This is a genomic window from Gluconobacter aidae, assembly GCF_009547075.1.
Taxonomy (GTDB): Bacteria; Pseudomonadota; Alphaproteobacteria; order Acetobacterales; family Acetobacteraceae; genus Gluconobacter; species Gluconobacter aidae.
This window is the reverse complement of sequence record NZ_WIPH01000012.1, coordinates 59,122-78,988: the sequence shown is the minus strand read 5'-3', so window position 1 is coordinate 78,988 and position 19,867 is coordinate 59,122. Positions and strand designations below refer to the sequence as shown.

16 protein-coding genes are annotated in these 19,867 nt (G+C 63.3%); 11 read left to right on the top strand and 5 right to left on the bottom strand.

Annotated elements, in window-relative coordinates; genetic code table 11:
* Nucleotides 1-32: 32 nt before the first annotated feature.
* The 4 genes from GFJ39_RS07415 to GFJ39_RS07400 all read right to left on the bottom strand — a co-directional run bounded on the left by GFJ39_RS07415 (nucleotide 33) and on the right by GFJ39_RS07400 (nucleotide 4,206).
* Entirely contained in the window at nucleotides 33-554 is a 522-nt protein-coding gene (locus GFJ39_RS07415) for a hypothetical protein (RefSeq protein ID WP_153430731.1), read from the bottom strand.
* 65 nt (nucleotides 555-619) lie between these two features.
* On the bottom strand, nucleotides 620-2,818 hold the full coding sequence (locus GFJ39_RS07410) for a ComEC/Rec2 family competence protein (RefSeq protein ID WP_153430730.1): 2,199 nt from the start codon (nucleotides 2,816-2,818) through the stop codon (nucleotides 620-622).
* A gap of 78 nt (nucleotides 2,819-2,896) precedes the next feature.
* On the bottom strand, nucleotides 2,897-3,622 hold the full coding sequence (locus GFJ39_RS07405; protein WP_153430729.1) for an NADPH-dependent F420 reductase: 726 nt from the start codon (nucleotides 3,620-3,622) through the stop codon (nucleotides 2,897-2,899).
* Nucleotides 3,619-4,206 carry a cupin gene (locus GFJ39_RS07400; protein WP_153430728.1) on the bottom strand — a complete coding sequence of 196 codons (588 nt, stop codon included), beginning with the start codon at nucleotides 4,204-4,206 and terminating at the stop codon, nucleotides 3,619-3,621. Before GFJ39_RS07400 ends, GFJ39_RS07405 begins: the two co-directional genes overlap by 4 nt.
* A 188-nt stretch (nucleotides 4,207-4,394) precedes the next feature.
* On the opposite strand from GFJ39_RS07400, the gene gltX reads away from it, so the two are divergent.
* The 9 genes from gltX (at nucleotide 4,395) to GFJ39_RS07355 (ending at nucleotide 16,215) form a co-directional block, all read left to right on the top strand.
* Nucleotides 4,395-5,813 (top strand): glutamate--tRNA ligase, encoded by a 1,419-nt coding sequence (gltX, locus tag GFJ39_RS07395; protein ID WP_153430727.1) that lies wholly within the window; start codon nucleotides 4,395-4,397, stop codon nucleotides 5,811-5,813.
* Nucleotides 5,806-6,747, top strand: coding sequence for an aspartate carbamoyltransferase catalytic subunit (locus GFJ39_RS07390; RefSeq protein ID WP_153430726.1), 942 nt, complete (start codon nucleotides 5,806-5,808; stop codon nucleotides 6,745-6,747). Before gltX ends, GFJ39_RS07390 begins: the two co-directional genes overlap by 8 nt.
* The gene (locus GFJ39_RS07385) at nucleotides 6,744-8,030 is read left to right on the top strand and encodes a dihydroorotase (RefSeq protein WP_153430725.1); all 1,287 of its coding nucleotides are present in this window, start codon (nucleotides 6,744-6,746) and stop codon (nucleotides 8,028-8,030) included. The genes GFJ39_RS07390 and GFJ39_RS07385 overlap by 4 nt, the downstream gene beginning before the upstream one ends.
* Nucleotides 8,027-8,659 (top strand): glycerol-3-phosphate 1-O-acyltransferase PlsY, encoded by a 633-nt coding sequence (plsY, locus tag GFJ39_RS07380; protein ID WP_325062868.1) that lies wholly within the window; start codon nucleotides 8,027-8,029, stop codon nucleotides 8,657-8,659. Before GFJ39_RS07385 ends, plsY begins: the two co-directional genes overlap by 4 nt.
* 45 nt (nucleotides 8,660-8,704) lie before the next feature.
* The gene (dprA, locus tag GFJ39_RS07375; protein ID WP_153430724.1) at nucleotides 8,705-9,889 is read left to right on the top strand and encodes a DNA-processing protein DprA; all 1,185 of its coding nucleotides are present in this window, start codon (nucleotides 8,705-8,707) and stop codon (nucleotides 9,887-9,889) included.
* 25 nt (nucleotides 9,890-9,914) lie between these two features.
* Nucleotides 9,915-12,611 (top strand): type I DNA topoisomerase, encoded by a 2,697-nt coding sequence (topA, locus tag GFJ39_RS07370; protein ID WP_153430723.1) that lies wholly within the window; start codon nucleotides 9,915-9,917, stop codon nucleotides 12,609-12,611.
* 177 nt (nucleotides 12,612-12,788) lie between these two features.
* Nucleotides 12,789-14,543: a S41 family peptidase gene (locus GFJ39_RS07365; protein WP_153430722.1), complete on the top strand. Its 1,755-nt coding sequence runs from the start codon at nucleotides 12,789-12,791 to the stop codon at nucleotides 14,541-14,543.
* Between the two features lie 25 nt (nucleotides 14,544-14,568).
* Entirely contained in the window at nucleotides 14,569-14,910 is a 342-nt protein-coding gene (locus GFJ39_RS07360; protein WP_153430721.1) for a DUF1491 family protein, read from the top strand.
* Nucleotides 14,911-15,054: 144 nt separating this feature from the next.
* Complete coding sequence (locus GFJ39_RS07355) at nucleotides 15,055-16,215, top strand: OmpA family protein (protein WP_153430720.1); 1,161 nt, start codon at nucleotides 15,055-15,057, stop codon at nucleotides 16,213-16,215.
* Between the two features lie 148 nt (nucleotides 16,216-16,363).
* Here GFJ39_RS07355 and GFJ39_RS07350 read toward each other — a convergent pair whose 3' ends face one another.
* Nucleotides 16,364-16,909, bottom strand: a complete 546-nt coding sequence (locus GFJ39_RS07350; protein ID WP_325062867.1) for an Ig-like domain-containing protein — start codon at nucleotides 16,907-16,909, stop codon at nucleotides 16,364-16,366.
* 312 nt (nucleotides 16,910-17,221) lie between these two features.
* Between GFJ39_RS07350 and GFJ39_RS07345 the strand changes: the two genes are divergently transcribed.
* Together GFJ39_RS07345 and parE are read left to right on the top strand one after the other, a co-directional pair.
* Nucleotides 17,222-17,782 (top strand): hypothetical protein, encoded by a 561-nt coding sequence (locus tag GFJ39_RS07345; RefSeq protein WP_153430719.1) that lies wholly within the window; start codon nucleotides 17,222-17,224, stop codon nucleotides 17,780-17,782.
* Between the two features lie 67 nt (nucleotides 17,783-17,849).
* Nucleotides 17,850-19,865, top strand: coding sequence for a DNA topoisomerase IV subunit B (gene parE / locus GFJ39_RS07340; protein WP_153430718.1), 2,016 nt, complete (start codon nucleotides 17,850-17,852; stop codon nucleotides 19,863-19,865).
* Nucleotides 19,866-19,867: the final 2 nt, after the last annotated feature.

The window sequence follows — 19,867 nt, the reverse complement described above, 5'->3', positions numbered from 1 at the left end:
CAAGGTTCAGTGGAACCGCTCTAGATGCTCCCTCACAAAATCTGGGCGGCTGTCCGGCGCGGGGCCTGATAGGACACGGAATAGACCACGATGCTGTTGAGAACGCGCATATGGGTCGTCACGGAAAAGCCGTTCGCATTCCAGGTAATGTTTTCCGTCATGGGCGCGCGGACGTCGAACAGGGGCTGCCCGTATTTCTGGCGGATGGCACGGCCCCATTCCTCGGCACAGATGCGGACATCCCCGGAATCCGTATCCGTCAGGGCATGAACCTCAACGGACGCCAGACGCCCGCCCAGAAAATTCACGTCCACCGTCGACAGACAGGACCCGATGAACGGCCCCTGCATGACGTAGCGCGCAAAACCGGAACGCGGCACCGGAGACGGCAGCGCCGTCAGTTGCGGATGGCTGATCTGCGCCTCCGGCACGCTCATGCCCAGAGTCAACCCTTCCCAGATCGCAGGCGGAGCGGCCTGCACCGGGCTGGCGGCCATCAGTGACAGGCCAGACAAAACGGCCCCCAGAACAGCCCTTGTGGTTTTATGAGCCACGATAACGGATCTCCTTACACGGCGATCCTACGGGACGATTGCTTTCCAAAAAGTTGAGATGCGCCTTACTCCGACTGAGCCAGAGGCAGATTGGGCATACCGTGCCAGCCCACAGGCGGAACCCACAGCCGGTTTCCCCGCCAGCTCCGGTCGGAAACAATCGTAAGGGCATGCCCGGCGAACACGCTGTAAGCCCCATCGCGCCAGACCGAAAACCGGTCGATGGACGGCACGTCCGGGCAGCCCCGCCGCGCAGGCGAGGCACTGATGAACAGACGCACACCTTCGCACTGTTCCGCTGTGGGAAGGGTGGTTCCGTCCGAAGGGTCGCGGACACGCAGCAGGAAGGTCCGGGAGCCAACCGCGACCCGGCAGGGACCGGAGAGGCAATCTGGCGGCAGAGACGCCACCGGAAGCGCAAGAGCCTGCTGCCAGTCTTCCAGCGTGTGGCGTTCCAGCCCGGAATGCGGGCCAACCAGAAGCATCCCCTGACTGCGCACCGCCATCAGCCCCGCATCCGCCGACACGAGAATATCCGGTTTCGGGGCCAGCCAGATGGAGGCCACCCCGACCGCAACGGGCAGCAATCCGACGAAGCAGATCCGGCCCCTCCACAGGCAGAGAAAACACAGCCCCAACATCACCAGAAACAGGCCCCAGCCCGGCATGGCGGGAACAGGCTGATGCGCCACCGGAAATGCCGCCACACGCTCCGCCAGCGTCTGCACGATGCGGATTCCCATTCCCATGAACTTTAAAAAGGGTCCATCGAGATGGAACGGCATGGCAATGAGCGCCAGAAGCCCCACCGGCATGATCCAGACGGCTGCCAGCGGCACGGCCAAGAGATTGGCCAACACGAACCACGGCTGAAACGCGCCGAAATGCGCCATGCTGACCGGCAGCGTCGCCAGCCCGGCCAGAAGGCTGGTCAGAACCAGCGCGGTACAATGGGACGCGACAACACGATACCACTCCCCCTCTCCGCGCAGCCGCAGAAGTGGCTCCCTCAGCGCGCCATACCCTGCGATGAGCCCCATCACGGCGGCGAAAGACATCTGGAACGACACATCAACAACCGAAACCGGCGAGACCAGCAGGATCAGAAGCGCCACGATGGACAAAGAGCGCATGGAGAGCACACGCCGTCCGGTCACGATGGCCAGAGTCGCGATACTGGCCATGCCCAGCGCCCGCAGGTTGGGCAGATGCGCCCCTGTGAGCATCACATACCCGGCCCCGGCCAGCAGCCCGGAAATGGCTGCAATCTGTCGGCAGGGCCAGCGCAGGGCAACATATTCAATGGATGCCAGCCCCCAGCGCACCGTCACGATGACAGCGGCCATCACGAGACCCAGATGCAACCCCGCAACAGCCAGAAGATGCGACAGACCGGACGCGGAAAACGCCTCGCGGGTCCGCTGATCGATGCTCCCGGCCTCTCCCGCCAGAAGCGTAGCGGCAATGGCGGCGGTCTGGCCGGACAGGGCGGTATGAGCCCGCAGCACCACGGTTTCGCGCAGGGCCTCAAGCCGGGAGCGGCGGAATGGTGCGCCTGAAAGACTGGCCGGACCGAGCGCATAGCCGCTTCCGGCCAGTCCCGAGAACCACGCCTCCCGCTGAAGATCCCGCCCACCGGGCCAGGAGGGCGGTGGCGGCGGACGCAGCATGGCACGCAGGCGGATCGTGCCGCCAGGCTCCGGCAAAATATCGTCATCATCGCGCAGACGGACATGCAGCGTCCGATGCAACGGCGCCATTCCGGCATCGACGGGCGTCTCGAACACGGCACCCACCAGCGTCACGCGATGGCCGTCATCCTCATCATCATTGCGGGGCGGCAGGATTTCCAGAGACTGGACCCGCCCGGTCAGAATGGTGGCATGGGTTGGCAGGGCCGGCATCGGCGGCTGCATCCGGGCCTGAAACGCCAGATCGCCAAACCCGATCGCCGAAGCGAGAAGCGCGAATCCCAGCAGACGCGGAAACAGCTTCCGCCATCCCAGACAGAAACAGACACACGCCGTCAGGCTTGGCAGGACCGTGACAAGAACGACACACAGGACAGAAGGTTCAAACGGCAGAACCAGATACAGCATGGCCCCGAGCCCGAATGCGACCGGCAGCCAGCAGATCATCTGCCGTCCCTGATCCAGAAAGAAGCGGATGGCAGCCGATGGTGGCGTCGGCGCCGCGTCGGGAGACACGACACTGTCAAGAAGTTCGCGCGGATCGAGAGGCAGGGCGGAAAAGGTCTCTGTCATCACGGGCAGAACCGTAACGGATTTTTCCGCGAAACGCGCCTCCCCTCTCGGGGCCAACGCATCCCGCAAGGACTTTCCTTACTGCGAAAGGTGAAGCGCCTGCTTCAGGCCCGCAGCATCCCGCTCCAGCTCAAAACCGGTGCTGCCCGGCTGGAACAGTCTTGCGGTCGCAAGAGTCCCGGTCACGACAGGCTCGAAACCGGCTGCCCTCACCAGCGCCACCACCTGCGACACCGCCCCCGCGTCATCTCCCGCAACCGGAACGGCCAGCAGCGGTGGAGCGCGATGCGTTTCGGAACGGAGTGTGGTCATATCGATCGAATTAAACGCCCGCACCACATGCGCCGAAGGGAAATAACGCTGGGTCGTCACCCCCGCCCCGTCCTTCTGCGCGGTCTCCGCAATAGGCCCGTCGCGCCACGGATAGGGATTGGACGGATCGAGCACGACCTTGTCCAGCAACGTCCGGCTCAACTGAGGACCAAGCTGTGGAATGGCGCCATAGGGCACGGCGAGAACCACAACATCTCCATAGGCCGCCGCCTGGACCGGAGTTCCGGCCGTGGCGAGCGGGCCCAGCGACGTGGCCAGTGACTGTGCCTCGCTCAGGGAGCGGGACGAGACCATGACATGATAGCCCGCATGCACCCAGAATTCGGCCAACGTCGTGCCGACATGACCGGTTCCGATGATGCCGATACGAACCTTCTGGACGCCGGAATCCACTGCTCCGGCATTGGTGACTGTGGCCAGCCCCGCGAGTGCGGCGAGGAAGGGGCGTCGTCTGAGAGGAAAGGCTGTCATGAAGGATGCCATTCCCGTGTCAGCACACCTGCTCCGCCCTGAACCGGATCGGTCTTCGGGAAGGACAGCCCATGGATGCGCGCACGCTGTTCCGCTGTCGGCGCGGCGCGGAGGATGTCGAAGGACTGATTGGGCGGATAAGCACCGATAACAGTGAAATCCTCGTCCGAGCCCAGATTGCAGTGCCCCGTTCCGGCCGGGAGCACCGCAATGTCACCGCCACGCACCTCCACGGTCCGGGCCTTGGGGCCCCCGAGCATCAGGCGTGCGGAACCGTTGGAAAATCCCAGAACCTCGTGTCCCAGACTGTGATAGTGATGAAACGGGTAAACGCCGTTGCGCCACTGCGGGGGCCAGCCGTTACGGTTGAACAGACCCTCATAAACGGCCTCACGATCCGCTCCGGCCTCAAGCGCGTTGCGATACACGATGACAGGGAGATCGGGATTGTTCGGAACCCAGTCATTGGCCCGCAGCGTGAAAACGTCCACGCGGGACGTGTTGGCTCCAGCATGATGGACCCGGCCCTCTCCGAAGGTCAGTCCCAGCCCTGCCAGCAGGGCGTTGAAATCGCGTCGGTTCATTGGAAAGGTACCACCTGCACTATTGAAGGTCAGGATAGGCAGGTTCGGCAGAAGGCTGGAAATCACACGCGCTTGAAGAGACTTAGCTTTTTGTAAGACACGTCGTTTTGACGGTGCGGCGGGGCTCTTGAACCGGGGCCTCGCGCTGGCGGATGGAAGCGCGGGTCAGAGCATGATATGACGGCGGCATGACCATCCGTACGCGATTTGCCCCCTCTCCGACGGGTCTGCTGCATGTCGGCAATGCCCGCGCCGCCCTGTTCAATTTCCTCTTTGCCCGTCATCACGGCGGCGAATTCCTCCTGAGGATCGAGGACACCGACAAGGAACGCTCCACTCAAAAAGCCGTGGACGTGATCTTTGACGGTCTGGCCTGGATGGGAATCGAAGCGGATGCGGAACCGGTTTTCCAGTCCGCCCGGCAGGACCGTCATACGGAAGTGGCGCTTGAGCTTCTGGAAAAGGGTCAGGCCTACAAGTGCTTCTGCACCCCCGAAGAACTGACCGCCATGCGTGAGAAGGCCATGGCCGAGAAGCGCCCGCCCCGTTACGACGGCACATGGCGGCACCGCGATCCGTCCGAAGCGCCCGCCGGCGCACCCTATGTCGTGCGCCTGAAGGCCCCGCGTGACGGCGAGACGATCATCAAGGATCTGGTGCAGGGCGAGGTCCGGGTCGCGAATTCCGAAATGGACGACCTGATCCTGCTGCGTTCGGATGGCACGCCCACGTATCTGCACGCCGTGGTCGTCGACGATCACGATATGGACATCACCCATGTCATGCGCGGTGACGATCATCTGACGAACACCTTCCGTCAGGCCATGATCTATCGCGCCATGGGCTGGAATCTGCCGCATTTCGCGCATCTGCCGCTGATCCACGGCCCCGACGGCGCCAAGCTGTCCAAACGCCATGGCGCACAGTCGGTCGTGGATTTCCGTGAAGAAGGCTATCTGCCGGAAGCCCTGTGCAACTACCTGCTGCGTCTGGGCTGGGGTCATGGCGATGCCGAAGTCCTGTCCCGCGAGGAGCAGATCAGGCTGTTCGATCTGGATGGCGTCGGCCGCTCCCCGTCGCGCATGGATTACGTCAAGCTGGCACATCTCAACGGAATCTGGATGCGTCAGGCCGATGATGCGCGCCTGACGAATGACGTCATGGAGCGACTTCAGGGCCGCGAGGGCGTTGTGACGGATGACAAGACCCGCGCGCGCATTCTTGCGATGATGCCGGGCCTCAAGGAACGCGCCAAGACGCTCGTGGAACTGGCGGACAACGCCGCTTTCGCAGGCTTCACCCTCCCCCTGACCTTCACGCCCAAGGCCGAGAAGCTGCTCGGCGAGGACGGACGCAAGGTTCTTGAAGGCGTTGGCAAAGATCTGGCTGCGCTCAAGGATTTCACACCCGAAGCGATCGACGGAACTCTGCGCGCTTATGCTGAAAAGCACGAAATCAAGCTCGGCTCCGTCGCCCAGCCGCTGCGCGCGGCCATGACAGGTTCCACGACGTCTCCGGGCATTGATCTGACGCTTGCGGCGCTGGGGCAGGACGAGGTTCTGGCCCGCATTGCCGCCGTTCTGGCTTCCGGGTCCGTCGATGCCTGAGCGGCCTTCCGTCCCCCGGCATCTGCTGGGAATCGAGGGGCTGTCGGCTGAACAGCTCGTGCCGTTCCTCGATCTGGCGGAAAGCTACGCGCTGCTGAGCCGCTCGCGCTCCGCGCCGCGCGATGCGCTGCGGGGGCGGACGGTCATCAACCTGTTCTACGAAGACAGCACCCGCACCCGCACGAGTTTCGAACTCGCGGGCAAGCGGCTTGGCGCGGACGTCATCAACATGTCCGTCGCCACAAGTTCGGTGAACAAGGGCGAGACACTGCTGGATACGGCGGCGACCCTGAACGCCATGCGCTGTGACCTTCTGGTCATCCGCCACGCGCAGTCCGGCGCGCCCGCCCTGCTGTCGCAGAAAGTCGAAGCCAGCGTCGTCAATGCGGGTGACGGCACGCATGAACATCCGACACAGGCGCTGCTCGATGCGCTGACCATCCGGCGGCATTTCGGACGTCTGGAAGACCTCACGGTCGCCATCTGCGGGGATGTCGGACACAGCCGGGTGGCACGCTCCAACATCCATCTGCTGACGGCATTCGGAAACCGGGTACGGCTGGTCGGACCGCCGACGCTGCTTCCGGGGGCCATGGCCGGGCTCGGCAATGTCGCGCTGTATTCCGACATGGACAAGGCGCTGGACGGTGCGGATGTCGTCATGTCCCTGCGGCTTCAGAAGGAGCGCATGGGGGCAGGTCTGGTGCCGAGTGCGCGGGAATATTTCCATTTCTTCGGGCTGGACCGCCGCCGTCTGGCACTGGCAAAGCCCGGTGCGCTCGTCATGCATCCGGGGCCGATGAACCGTGGCGTCGAAATCGCATCGAACGTGGCGGACTCGGATCAGAGCGTGATTTCCGAACAGGTTGAGATGGGCGTGGCTGTGCGGATGGCGGTTCTGGACCGTCTGTCCCGGGCACGGATGCCGGTATGAGCGATATCGTTTTTGAAAATGTCCGCCTGATCGACCCGGCTTCGGGCCGCGATGAGACCGGGCGACTTGTGGTGCGTCAGGGGAAGATCGTCGCCTGCGAAGACGGGTCGGTTCCCGAAGGCGCGCGGGTCATTGATGGCGCAGGAGCCGTGCTGTGTCCCGGCCTGGTGGACATGCGCGTCGCACTCGGGGAGCCGGGGTCGGAATACCGTGAGAGCGTGTCTTCCGGGGCGCGCGCTGCCGTCGCGGGTGGCATTACCACCATGGCGGTCCTGCCCAACACCTTCCCACCGATCGACAATCCGGCCCTCGTGCATCTGCTGCGGGTCCGGGGCGAAGAGACGGGCATGGTCTCGATCCATCCTTACGGCGCGCTGACGCGCGGCTGCGAGGGCGGCGAAATGGCCGAACTCGGGCTGCTGCGCAATGCCGGAGCCGTCGCGTTCACTGACGGAACCCGCGCGATTTCAGACGCCAGGCAGATGCGCAACCTGCTGTCCTATTCGCGCTTTCTCGACGCCATCGTGGTGCAGCATCCGGAAGATCCGTCTCTGGCCAAAGGCGCGTGTGCCACGGCCGGAGCGCGCGCGGTGCGGATGGGTCTGCCGCAGGTTCCGGCCGAAGCCGAAGCCATCATGATCGCCCGCGATCTGCGTCTGGCGGCCATGACCGGGGCGCGGCTGCATTTCGCGCATGTCTCCACGGCGGAGGGGCTGGACCTGATCCGTGCAGCCAAGAGCCGGGGCGTACGCGTGACCTGCGATACGGCGCCCCCCTATTTCGCCATGACCGAAGACGATATCGGCGACTTCCGCACCTATGCGAAACTCTCGCCCCCCCTGCGCAACGATACGGACCGGCAGGCCGTCTGTGCGGCGCTGGCGGACGGAACGATTGACGCCGTGGCCTCGGACCATGCTCCGGCGGATGCGGATGACAAGCGGCTTCCTTTTGCACAGGCCCGCGCCGGGGGCACCGGACTGGTCACGCTGCTGGGCGTGACACTGGGCACGGGACTGCCGCTTGTAGATGCGTTGCGGCTGGTGACGTCCGCTCCGGCCGCCCTGCTGGGCCTTGATGCCGGAACGCTGGCGGTCGGGAGCGATGCCGATCTGTGCCTGTTCGATCCGGAAGGATCATGGACAGTGGTCGCCGGAGACCTGCCGGGACGCGCACAGAACACACCGTTTGATGGCCGGAATCTGAAAGGCCGTGTCCTGCGGACGTTCAAGCGCGGCGTGGAAGTCTTCACGGCTGACGGACTGGCGGAGGCACGGTCGTGAGCGGTTTTCAGGCCCAGCTCATCCTGCTGTTTCTCATATCCTACGTCATCGGAAGCATCCCGTTCGGGCTGCTGCTGACGGCGCTTTCCGGTGGTGGGGACATCCGCAAGATCGGATCGGGCAATATCGGCGCAACCAACGTCCTGCGTACGGGACGACGCGGTCTGGCTGCGGCCACGCTGCTTCTGGATGCGCTCAAGGGTGCCGCAGCGGTCCTGATCGCACGGTTTTTCTTTCCGGGCGCGAGCGAAATGACCATGGCCGTGGCGACCGTCGCCGTCGTCATCGGGCACTGTTTTCCGGTCTGGCTCGGCTTCAGGGGCGGCAAAGGCGTCGCGACGGGGCTCGGAACGATCTGGGTCCTGTCCTGGCCGGTCGGGCTGGGCTGCTGTGTGGTCTGGCTGCTAGTCGCACGCCTGAGCCGGATTTCATCGGCCGGTGCGCTGGCCGCATTCCTGCTCGCACCGGTGCTGATGGTGCTGCTGTCCGGACGTGCGCTCCACTCTCCCATCCCGGTGGCGACGCTGCTCGTCTCGGTGCTGATCTGGGCGCGACACTGGGGCAATATTGCACGCCTTCTGACAGGACAGGAGCCACGCGTGAACGTGGATCAGGCGCCCCGCTCCTAGATTTTAAGCGTCGATTAAGGAATCTGTCTTAAGGAGAAAAACCTTATGACAGATTCCGCCAACGCCCCTCCCGTCATATCCGCGACAGACCGAATCGATACGCTGCGCCTATCGCAGACGTTGGGTGTCGGTCCGATCAACTTTGCGCGACTGATGACGCAATATGGCAGCGCGGGCGCTGCCCTTGCCGCACTGCCCGGTCGGATGCGTAAAGCCGGACGTCGGGACGAACCCGTCATCCCGACCGTCTCACGCATGACGGACGAGCTGGAACGCCTTGAAAAACTGGGCGGAAAAATGCTGGTGCGGGGAGATTCGGACTATCCACTACTGCTGTCCCTCGTGCCGGATGCGCCGCCTGTGCTGTTCGCGCGCGGGGACATCCGGAAGCTGTCGATGCGCTCCGTGGGAGTGGTTGGCGCGCGCAATGCCTCGGCTGCGGGAATCCGGATTACAGAGAGCCTTGCAGCCGAAATGGCCCATGCCGGAATCTGCGTGGTTTCAGGACTGGCCCGCGGTATCGACTCGGCAGCACACGCCGCCGCACTGCATCCCGGGCTGACGGTCGGTGCAATCGCAGGAGGGCTGGATCATGTCTATCCTCCGGAGAATGCATCCCTGCAACAGCAGATTGCCGAAAAAGGCTGTCTGGTGACGGAAGCACTGCTCGGAACCATACCGCAGGCCCGCCATTTTCCGCGACGCAACCGCCTGATTGCCGGGATTTCGTCAGGATGCCTGATTATCGAGGCGGCGCTGGAATCCGGCACGATGATCACAGCCGATCTCGCCCAGTCCTACAACCGTGAGCTTCTGGTCGTGCCGGGTTCGCCGCTCGATCCACGGTCACGGGGCGGCAACCATCTGCTGAAAACAGGTCAGGCGGCCCTGACAGAAAATATTACCGATATTCTTCAGGCCCTGCCGCTGGAGCTTCCGGAACGCGACCCCGTGCCATGGCAGCGTTCGGCACGCCACACCCCGCCTTTGACCGGCTTTTCCGAACCCCCGGCCGCATGGGGTGATGTCCCCGATACCGCCTGGATCGATCCCGATCTGGTGCAGCAAAACGTGCGGTCTCTTCTCTCCGTGACACCTGTAACAGTTGACGATGTGGTGCGCCGCTGCCAGTTCTCCGTGTCGGCGGTGCTTGCGATGCTGGCCGAGCTTGAGCTTGGCGGGATCGTGGAGTTTGTGCCCGGCGGACGCGTGGCGTTGCTGCCGAACTGAAGTGACGCGGAATACCGGAGTAGCGATGACGGACGTTGTGGTGGTCGAGAGCCCGGCAAAGGCCAAGACGATCAACAAGTATCTGGGAAGCGGATATACGGTGCTCGCTTCATTCGGACATGTGCGGGATCTGCCGCCCAAGGACGGAAGCGTGCGCCCGGACGAGAACTTTGCCATGAGCTGGCAGACGGACGAACGCGGCGCAAAGCAGATTTCGGCCATCACCAAGGCGCTGAAGGGGGCGAAGAACCTCTATCTCGCCACTGACCCGGATCGCGAAGGCGAAGCGATTTCGTGGCATGTCCGCAGCGTTCTGGAAGAAAAGAAACTTCTGAAGAACGTGGACGTCCATCGCGTCACCTTCAACGAAATCACGAAATCGGCCGTCACGGCGGCGATGGCGGCTCCGCGCGAGTTGGACCGCCCGCTGATCGACGCCTATCTCGCCCGCCGTGCGCTGGATTATCTGGTAGGCTTCACGCTGTCTCCCGTCCTGTGGCGCAAGCTGCCGGGCAGTCGGAGTGCGGGCCGTGTGCAGTCCGTTGCTCTGCGCCTGATCTGTGAGCGCGAAGCCGAGATCGAGGTGTTCCGCCCCAAGGAATACTGGACCGTCACCGGCGGCTTCACGACACCGGGCAAGGTGGCATTCCAGGCACGGCTGACGCATCTGAAGGGCGAGAAGCTCGACCAGTTCGACCTGAACAACGAGCAGCTTGCTTTCGCCGCGCGTGATACTGTTCTGCGCGGCCAGTTCACGGTCCGCTCCGTTGAGCGCAAGCGCACCAAGCGCAATCCGCCGCCACCATTCACGACATCCACCCTCCAGCAGGAGGCGTCCCGCAAGCTCGGCATGAGCGCACAGACGACGATGCGGACGGCCCAGCAGCTTTATGAAGGCGTGGATCTGCGTGGTGAGACCACCGGTCTGATTACCTATATGCGGACCGACGGCGTGACGATGGCGAAGGAAGCCATCGGCTCCATCCGCGGTCATATCGGCAAGGCGTTCGGCGACGACTACGTGCCGGATTTCCCGCGCACCTATTCCACCAAGGCCAAGAATGCGCAGGAGGCCCATGAAGCCATCCGTCCGACAGATGTCTTCCTGACGCCCCAGAAGGTCGGCCATGCGCTGACGCCCGATCAGAAAAAGCTGTATGAGCTGATCTGGAAGCGTTCCGTCGCCTCGCAGATGCAGTCGGCGGAACTGGATCAGGTGGCGGTAACGCTGGCCGATGCCAGCGGACAGACGCTTCTGCGCGCCACAGGCTCGACCATCGCATTCGACGGTTTCCTCAAGCTCTATATCGAAGGCCGCGACGACACGAAGGCCGAAGACGAGGACGGCAAGCTCCTGCCCCCCATGAAAGAAGGCGACCGCCTGACAACGGCCGCTGTGGAGGCCGAGCAGCACTTCACCCAGCCGCCACCGCGCTATTCGGAAGCCTCGCTCGTCAAGAAAATGGAAGAGATCGGCATTGGCCGCCCCTCGACCTATGCCTCCATTCTCGGTGTGCTGCGGGACCGCAACTATGTGCGTCTGGAGGCACGGCGTTTCGTGCCCGAAGATCGCGGACGGCTGGTTACGGCGTTCCTGACATCGTTCTTCGAGCGCTATGTCGATACGGGCTTCACGGCCTCGCTTGAAGAACAGCTTGATGATATTTCGGGTGGCCGGGCCGACTGGCACGATGTGATGGCGGCCTTCTGGCACGATTTCTCGGCTGCCGTCGCGCAGACCAAGGATCTGAAAATCTCGGACGTCATCGACGCTCTGGACGAAGACCTCGGACCGCATTTCTTCCCGCCCCGCCCCGATGGTGGCGATCCGCGCGTCTGCACATCCTGCGGAACCGGGCGGCTGGGCCTGCGCCTCGGCAAATTCGGCGCCTTCATCGGCTGTTCGAACTACCCGACCTGCCAGTTCACACGCCGTCTGGTAGCAGAAGAAGGCGATTCTGCGGGGCTGAACGACGGTCCGAAAGTGCTGGGCCAGGATCCGGAGACTGGGGAGGACATCTCGATCCGCCGCGGACCTTACGGACTATATATCCAGCGCGGGGAACCGAACCCCGAAGACAAGAAAGCCAAGCCCAAGCGGACGACCATTCCCAAGGGCATCGACGGCAACACCATGACCATGGAACAGGCGCTGGGGCTACTGTCCCTGCCACGTCTGGTCGGAATGCATCCCGAAACGGGCGAGAAGATCGAGGCCGGGCTGGGACGGTTCGGGCCATATGTGAAGATGGGCGCCATCTATGGCACGCTCGACAAGGACGATGATGTCCTGACGGTCGGACTGAACCGGGCCGTGGATGCGCTGGCCAAGAAACTGGCCTCCATCCGCAATCTGGGGCCGCACCCGAAAGACGGCGAGCCGGTCATGATCCGCAAGGGACGGTTTGGCCCGTACGCGCAGCATGGCCAGTTGATTGCCAACCTGCCGAAGGGACAGGATATGGAGGAAGTCACGCTCGATGAGGCGGTGGCACTTCTGGCGGAGAAGGGCAAACCACTGAAAGGTGGCGCAAAAAAAACTTCCGCGAAAAAAGCGGCTCCGAAAGCAGCAAAGGCGAAAAAAGCCGTTGCGGCTACGGAAGGAGATGAGACGGCCCCGAAGACGGTAACGAAGCGTATCCCCGCCAAATCCGCCACAAAGGCGAAAACCACAACGCCACGGAAGCGTAAGACTGTTTCCGGCGCGACGTCGGAAGACTGAAAACAGATCGGATCGGCAGTGTTGCCAGATGGCACTGCCGACCCCACATTCGGTCTGGCAAGTCTTTACCGTGGCGGAAGTTTGTGGCGTGGTCGCGTTACGGGAGCAGCCGTCTTTTGCCGTCCCGTCTCCAAGGACCCCGTCTTGCGTCATGCTGTCCGCCCTATGACTTTCTCCATGCCGCGCAGCCGCGAGGCGGCGTGTCGTCCGGTTCTGGGCCTGGGTATGGGCCTGACGGTCTGCATATTGATCCTCGTGACCTCCACAGGCCCTGGTAGAACGCAGGATCTCCCGCCCACCGCCGGATCACCCCCGGCAGAAGCGCCTGCGGCCGCCGCACCGACACCCCCCTCTTTTTCAGCTTCGGCCACACGCGAAGTCCTGGTCGCAGCGCTCGGCTTTCTGGAGCCGCGCACCCTGGAGGCGCATTCCGCCCAGGATTTCTGCATCTGGGGGCTGGACGGTCTGACGGCGATCGATCCGACCCTCTCCGTCATGGAAACCCACCCCACCCTTCCCAGAACCACTGTGCCGGCTCCGGGCACGGCGGTAGCAGCGGAGAAGGCCCCGGACACTTCCGCGCAGTCTCCCTCCATCCTGACCGTCCTTCAGGGGCAGACCGTCATCTTCACCCAGCCCATCCCCCCAGCCAATAACAATGGCGCATGGGCGGAACTGGTCACGGCCGCCATGCAGGCCGCGTGGAAGCAGTCCGTCACTTTACGCGATGCCGGGCCGGATGCGCTTTTGCAGGGCTTTTTCGACGAGCTTTTCAATCACCTGGATCCCTATTCCCGCTATCTTGCGCCCGCCCCGGCCCTTTCGGACCGCACGCGGCGTTCAGGAGATACGGGAACTGTGGGGCTAACCCTCGGGCAGAACGGACGGACGATCGTGATCGCCGCTGTCAACGCCAACGGACCTGCCTGGGAGGCCGGCGTGGATACGGGCGAGCACCTGGTTTCCGTCAACGGACGTCCGACGCACGGTCAGGATGCCGCAACCGTGCAGAGCTGGCTTGAAGGAGACAACCACACGTCTGTCACGCTCGGGATTTCCTCCAGAGGGCACCGGATGACGACAATCCGACTGGAGCGGACGCAGGTTCCGCCCGAGACCGTCTTCGCTTCCAGTGACGGCCCCTTCACCCTGCTCCGCGTCGCATCCTTCTCGACCCAGACCGCCGAGGAAGTCAGTCAGTTCCTGGATCAGGTTGTGGACGAGCCGGGCCGGACCACGCCCTCGACCGCTCCTTCGGGAAAAAAAGCAGCGGGCATCATCATTGATCTGCGAGGCGATCGCGGCGGCGTTCTCCAGCAGGCCGTCACCACGGCGGCCCTGCTGCTGGATCATGGCGTGGCGGTAACCACGCATGGCCGGAATCCTCTGGCCAACCATATCTGGGCGGTTCAGGGCGGCGACATGACCAATGGCACGCCGGTGGTGATTCTCGTGGACGGCCGGACAGCCAGCGCGGCTGAAATCCTGGCCTCCGCCCTGGCCGATCACCGGCGCGCCGTCGTGATCGGAAGTGAGACGCTCGGCAAGGGCCTCGTACAGGTCATCGGACAGATGCCGAACGGAGGGGAGCTGTTCGTCACATGGAGTCGCAATCAGGCCCCTCTGGGCTGGCCCATCCAGGGGCTGGGCGTGATGCCGCAGGTCTGCACATCGCTTGGCATCGACTCCCTTCAGGCCCAGCTTTCTGCCCTGAAGCAGGGGAATACCCTCCAGGGCGAAGCCGTACAGATGGCACGCATGGCACGCTACCCGGTTCCGGTGACGAAAATCCTTGAGATCCGGAAACATTGCCCGGCCGCCATCGGCTCGGATGCCGACATGGACGCCGCCAGAGCGCTTCTGTCTTCCCCTGCCGCCTACAGGGCGGCGCTGGAGTCTGTTCCTGACGAGAACAGCGCGCCCCTCCACTAACCTTGCAGGACGAACGGAAACAGTCATGGGCGCACGATTGAAAACGGGACTCTGGATACGGGCTGTCCTGCGCCGTATTTCCTCCGACGGAACCTCGGCCATGGTCCTGAAGAAAGGCGACGAGGATGCCGGAGCGGTCCTGATCGTCCTGACCGACCGTTCGGGTGGAACCGGTGTCCTGCGCGAAGACGGAAACGGATGGACCCGCGTTGATGCCACCGATCCGGCAGGCGTGGACGCCTATCTGGAGCGGCAGAAAAAATATGATCCCGACCTGTGGGTCATCGAACTGGAGATGCGGGACGTGTCCCAGCCCATAGAGCGCACCCTCGGGTCGCGACGACTCGATCTGGACGAAGAGGTGTAAACTGTGGGAGGGAAGACACAGCACATGGCGAACCTGCCATAAAGAAAACCGTATGATGCGGCATTGTGCTGTGTGGTGCGTTGCCATCGCCCGAGCTTTCGGCAAGAACACACACAAGATTTGGCTGGTTGGAGAGAAATGGACATGACGCAGCGATCCGTTGTCAGGACCTGGCTGACCCGAGCCGGGTTCACAGCAGGCGTTTCGATGTTTGTCATGGGACTCGTCATGGAAACCGCAACTGCGCAGCCCGTCAAAGGTCTGTACATCGCGGGAGAAGGCGGAGCGAGCTTCAACCAGGACCAGACCGCGCGCCTGTCGCCTGTCTTTCCGAGCGGGCGGGATCACTATCAGGCGGGCGTGACCGGCATCGGCAGTCTGGGCTACGGCCTTGGAAACGGATTCCGCGTGGAAATCGAGGGCAACTACCGCAACAACCGTCTGCAGCAGTTCCGCTCCAGCACGTTCCCGTCTTCCGTCGGTGGCCGTCAGCAGGGCTATGGCGTCATGGCCAATGCCCTGTTCGACATGGATATCGGCAAGTCCTGGGTCTTCCCGTATTTCGGCGCGGGCATCGGCTATGGCTGGCAGGCCATGAACACCTATGTTCATGCCCCGAACGGCGCCTTTGACCAGCATGTGGGCGGCACGTCCGGGAACTTCGCCTATCAGGGCATCTTCGGCCTTTCCTTCCCCGTCCCCTGGGTTGTGGGTCTGTCCGCCACCGCCGAGTACCGCTTCTACACGCTGATGGGCCCGAACGGGCACCATGCCACGGCGACGGGAATCTATGGCGGCTGGGACAAGATCAAGGAATTCGGGGTGTCCAGTGGCAACCGCGATACCCGCACGGACTTCAACCATTCTCTGATGCTGGGGCTGCGCTACGAGTTCAATCCCGCTCCCCCGCCGCCCAAGCCGGTTGCGGCTCCCATGCCGATCCCGGGCCCTGCGCCCACCCGCACCTATCTGGTGTTCTTCGACTGGGATTCGGCTGAACTGAGCACCCGCGCAAAAGCCGTTGTGGCCGCCGCGGCCCGCAACTCCACCTCCGTACAGATCACGCATATCGAGGTCAGCGGCTATACCGACACCTCAGCCGCCCATCCGGGACATCGTGGCGAGGCCTACAACATGGCGCTCTCGCAGCGTCGCGCGAACACGGTCAAGGAAGAGCTGGTCCGTGATGGCGTGGCCGCTGGCCTCATTACGACGCAGGGCTTCGGCGAGAGCCATCCACTGGTGGTCACCGCCGCCAACACCCGCGAGCCGCAGAACCGCCGCGTGGAAATCGATTTCAAGTAAGGTCTGCAAACAGACGCGGATTCCTCGTCAGCCGGCGGCTTCTCCCAAGGTCGCCGGTTTTTTACGTCTGCTAACGCCCTTCCGGCATAAAAAAGGGCGGAGAGAAACCTCCCCGCCCGTTCAAACCCATCGACGTGATGGAAAAGACTTATTTTTTGTGACGAACCGTATGATGCACGGTGGCTTTCCTGGCCGTCGTCTTTGCGGGCGTCGGAGCAACAACTGCGGGTGGTCTGGCGACAACGACGCCTGTTGCGTCCACCGTGGCGTGGATCGTCAGATGCTCGCGCTTCTGGCCGCCGCCGGGGATCAGCTCCGCCGTGAACGAGTCCGTTCCGGCATAGGCTGTGGCCGGCGTGTAATCCACATAGGTCTTGCCGTCATAATTATAGAGGAAGGCCTTGCCGTGTGTCGGCGGAGGATTGACGCCGAAAGAGGCGTAGTTACCGCCCAGCGGCTTCTGGATGGCGATGGAGCACAGACCATCATCGCTGCGGACCGTCATATCCACGCTCATCGTGCCATCAGCGGCCTTCTTGACGGCGGAGACGTGACAGACGGCAGATGTCCGCTGGTAGCCGAAGGGATTCGGGGCCACGGAACGCTGGACGATCGGCTGTTGGGCACAACCGGAGAGAAGCAGGGAAACGGCCAGTGCCGAACCCAGGGTAATGACAGAACCTCGCAGACGCACGGTCAACTCCAACGCATCGTGACTGGACAGGCCGCGTTTTCACGGCGGACAGACGTTCGGATGTAGAACAGGACAGCACGGGGCGAAAGGCTGCATAAAGGAGCTGTCGCCATTTTGACGGTATTTTATGCCCCCGGCGCGATAAATTGGCGTTGAGATGGAGAGCGCCAATTTTCTGCCATGAAATCATGTTTCGCATTAAGGGCTTGCCGCACGTTCCTCAGACGCAGAATCAGCTTTCGCGGGGGGTCGACCGCGGGTAGTCTGTTCCAGTGGTTGTGGCCGGTCGATCCGGTCTTGTGGAGTCTGTCAATGCCGTCGATCTTTCGCCGTTCTGTCAAAAGCCTGCTTGCCGCCGGACTTTCCTGCGCGACGCTTGCTGCCGTTCATCCCCTGTCCGCCCGCGCGGCGGACTGTGGCAATTCGCCCGCCCACGAGGCTTTCGACGTGGCGGGACTGAAATCCGAGCTGATGGTGACGGCGCTGTCCTGCAAGGCCCAGGACCGCTACAATGCTTTCGTCAGCAAGTTCCGTCCGGCCCTGCTGAGCGCGGACGAGCGTCTGAAAAGCTATTTCCACACGACCTATGGCCGTCGTGCGCAGGTTGAGCACGATGACTACATCACGCAGCTCGCCGACATCCAGTCGCTGGGCGGCCTGAAATCCGGAACCGTCTTCTGCCAGCAGCGCGAAGCCATGTTCGACGAGATCAATGCTCTCGAATCCTCGTCCGATCTGGCGCACTACGCCGAGGCCAAGGACGTGGCGCAGCCTGCCTCCTATGAGAGCTGCGAGGCTCCGGCGACCATTGACCGCCACTCCCGCAAGGGCGTGACGAAGCGGGCAGCCACCCGCCACACGAACCGCGCCTGAGCCACTCTCTGATCCTGTCGCGAAGCGTTCGCTTGACGTTCCGTGACGGGACGGCGACAACGCAGACATGAGCGATCTGTTCGAGTCAGGAAAGACAGGCAAAACCCGGACCGGCGGCGCCCGCAAGGGCACGGTCGACACGGAATATGGCGCCCACGACATCGAGGTGCTGGAAGGGCTTGAGCCCGTCCGGCGCCGTCCGGGCATGTATATCGGCGGCACGGATGATACCGCGTATCATCATCTGGCCTCCGAGATCCTCGATAACGCGATGGATGAAGCTGTGGCGGGGCACGCCACGACCATCGACGTGCGGCTGGAAGGCCCGCGCACGCTCATGGTGCGCGACAATGGCCGTGGCATCCCGACCGATCCCCATCCGAAATTTCCCGACAAATCCGCGCTTGAGGTGATTTTCACCACGCTGCATGCGGGTGGAAAGTTCTCCGGCAAGGCCTATGACACCTCCGGCGGCCTGCATGGCGTCGGCAGTTCGGTCGTCAATGCGCTGTCCGAGAAGCTGGAAGTCGAGGTCGCACGGGACCGGACGCTGTACCGGCAGGACTTCGTGCGCGGTGTCTCGCTGGCACCTCTGGCGGAAATCGGCAATGCGCCCAACCGTCGCGGAACGACGGTGCGGTTTACGCCCGACCCGGAAATCTTCGGCAATCATCATTTCTCCCCTGCGCGCCTCTACCGGATGTGCTGCTCCAAGGCGGCGCTGTTCCGGGGGGTGACGATCCAGTGGAAATGCGAGCCCTCCCTTATCAAGGCCGGAGACGAGACGCCGATCGAGGCCACTATCCAGTTCCCCAACGGACTGGAAGACGCCCTTTCGGCGGAACTCGGGCCCGATCCGGATCTTCTGACGCCGATCTGGGCCGGCGACGTCGAGCTGCCGATTGCGGCAGACGGCCGTACAGGCGGCCGGGTGGAATGGGCGGTGGCGTTCCTTGAAAGCGGTACGGCCTCGCTCTCCTCGTTTTGCAACACGATTCCCACGCCTCAGGGCGGAACGCATGAGGCCGGGTTCCGCGCGGCCCTGGTCAAGGGGCTGCGCGCGTGGGGCGACCAGCGTAAGGTCAAACGAGCCGCTGCAATCTCGGCCGAGGATGTTCTCGGCTCCGTGGCGGCCAAGCTCTCGGTCTTCATCCGCGACCCGCAGTTCCAGGGCCAGACCAAGGACAAGCTGACTTCGCAGGAAGCATCGCGGCTGGTCGAGGGCGCGCTGCGCGACCGAGTGGATCACTGGCTGGGTGGCAATCCGCAACAGGCGGACAGTCTGCTGACGTTCATGGTGGAACGCGCGGAAGAGCGTCTGCGCCGTCGTGAAGTCAAAGACACGGCCCGCAAAAGCGCGACACGCAAGCTGCGTCTCCCGGGAAAGCTGACGGACTGCACGCGCGAAAATGCGGCGGAGACGGAGCTGTTCCTCGTGGAAGGCGAATCGGCCGGTGGGTCGGCGCGTCAGGCGCGTGACCGCGAGACGCAGGCCGTGCTGCCGCTGCGAGGGAAGATCCTCAACGTGGCTTCCGCCACGACCGACAAGCTGCGGGCCAATCAGGAGCTTCGGGATCTGACGGAAGCTCTGGGCTGCGGCATCGGGGCGTCGTTCGATATCAGCCGTCTGCGCTACGGGCGCGTCATCATCATGACGGATGCCGACGTGGACGGAGCGCATATCGCTTCGCTTCTGATGACGTTCTTCTATCGCGAAATGCCGGAACTGATCCGTCAGGGGCATCTGCATCTGGCGCAACCGCCGCTCTATCGCATCACACATGGGCCCAAGACGGTCTATGCGATGGACGATCAGGACCGTGTTCGGCGCATCAAAGCCGACTTCAAGCCGAATGCGAAGGTCGAGGTCTCCCGCTTCAAGGGTCTGGGCGAAATGCCGGTGAAGGATCTCAAGGAAACGACCATGGACCCGGCCCGGCGGACGCTTCTGCGCGTCATCACGCCGCCTGAGGACCGTCTGGTGACCAGCGAGCGTGTGGAAAGCCTGATGGGCCGCAAGCCGGAACTGCGGTTCCGCTTCATTCAGGAACATGCCCGTTCCGTTGACGAACTCGACGTCTGAGC

Bases quoted from the DNA above. Each gene is read 5' to 3' on its own strand.
- parE (WP_153430718.1), top strand. From the start codon at position 17,850: ATGAGCGATCTGTTCGAGTCAGGAAAGACAGGCAAAACCCGGACCGGC.
- GFJ39_RS07365 (WP_153430722.1), top strand. From the start codon at position 12,789: ATGCCGCGCAGCCGCGAGGCGGCGTGTCGTCCGGTTCTGGGCCTGGGT.
- topA (WP_153430723.1), top strand. From the start codon at position 9,915: ATGACGGACGTTGTGGTGGTCGAGAGCCCGGCAAAGGCCAAGACGATC.
- GFJ39_RS07345 (WP_153430719.1), top strand. From the start codon at position 17,222: ATGCCGTCGATCTTTCGCCGTTCTGTCAAAAGCCTGCTTGCCGCCGGA.
- gltX (WP_153430727.1), top strand. From the start codon at position 4,395: ATGACCATCCGTACGCGATTTGCCCCCTCTCCGACGGGTCTGCTGCAT.
- dprA (WP_153430724.1), top strand. From the start codon at position 8,705: ATGACAGATTCCGCCAACGCCCCTCCCGTCATATCCGCGACAGACCGA.
- GFJ39_RS07390 (WP_153430726.1), top strand. From the start codon at position 5,806: ATGCCTGAGCGGCCTTCCGTCCCCCGGCATCTGCTGGGAATCGAGGGG.
- GFJ39_RS07360 (WP_153430721.1), top strand. From the start codon at position 14,569: ATGGGCGCACGATTGAAAACGGGACTCTGGATACGGGCTGTCCTGCGC.
- GFJ39_RS07385 (WP_153430725.1), top strand. From the start codon at position 6,744: ATGAGCGATATCGTTTTTGAAAATGTCCGCCTGATCGACCCGGCTTCG.
- GFJ39_RS07405 (WP_153430729.1), bottom strand. From the start codon at position 3,622: ATGACAGCCTTTCCTCTCAGACGACGCCCCTTCCTCGCCGCACTCGCG.
- GFJ39_RS07355 (WP_153430720.1), top strand. From the start codon at position 15,055: ATGACGCAGCGATCCGTTGTCAGGACCTGGCTGACCCGAGCCGGGTTC.
- GFJ39_RS07400 (WP_153430728.1), bottom strand. From the start codon at position 4,206: ATGAACCGACGCGATTTCAACGCCCTGCTGGCAGGGCTGGGACTGACC.
- GFJ39_RS07410 (WP_153430730.1), bottom strand. From the start codon at position 2,818: ATGACAGAGACCTTTTCCGCCCTGCCTCTCGATCCGCGCGAACTTCTT.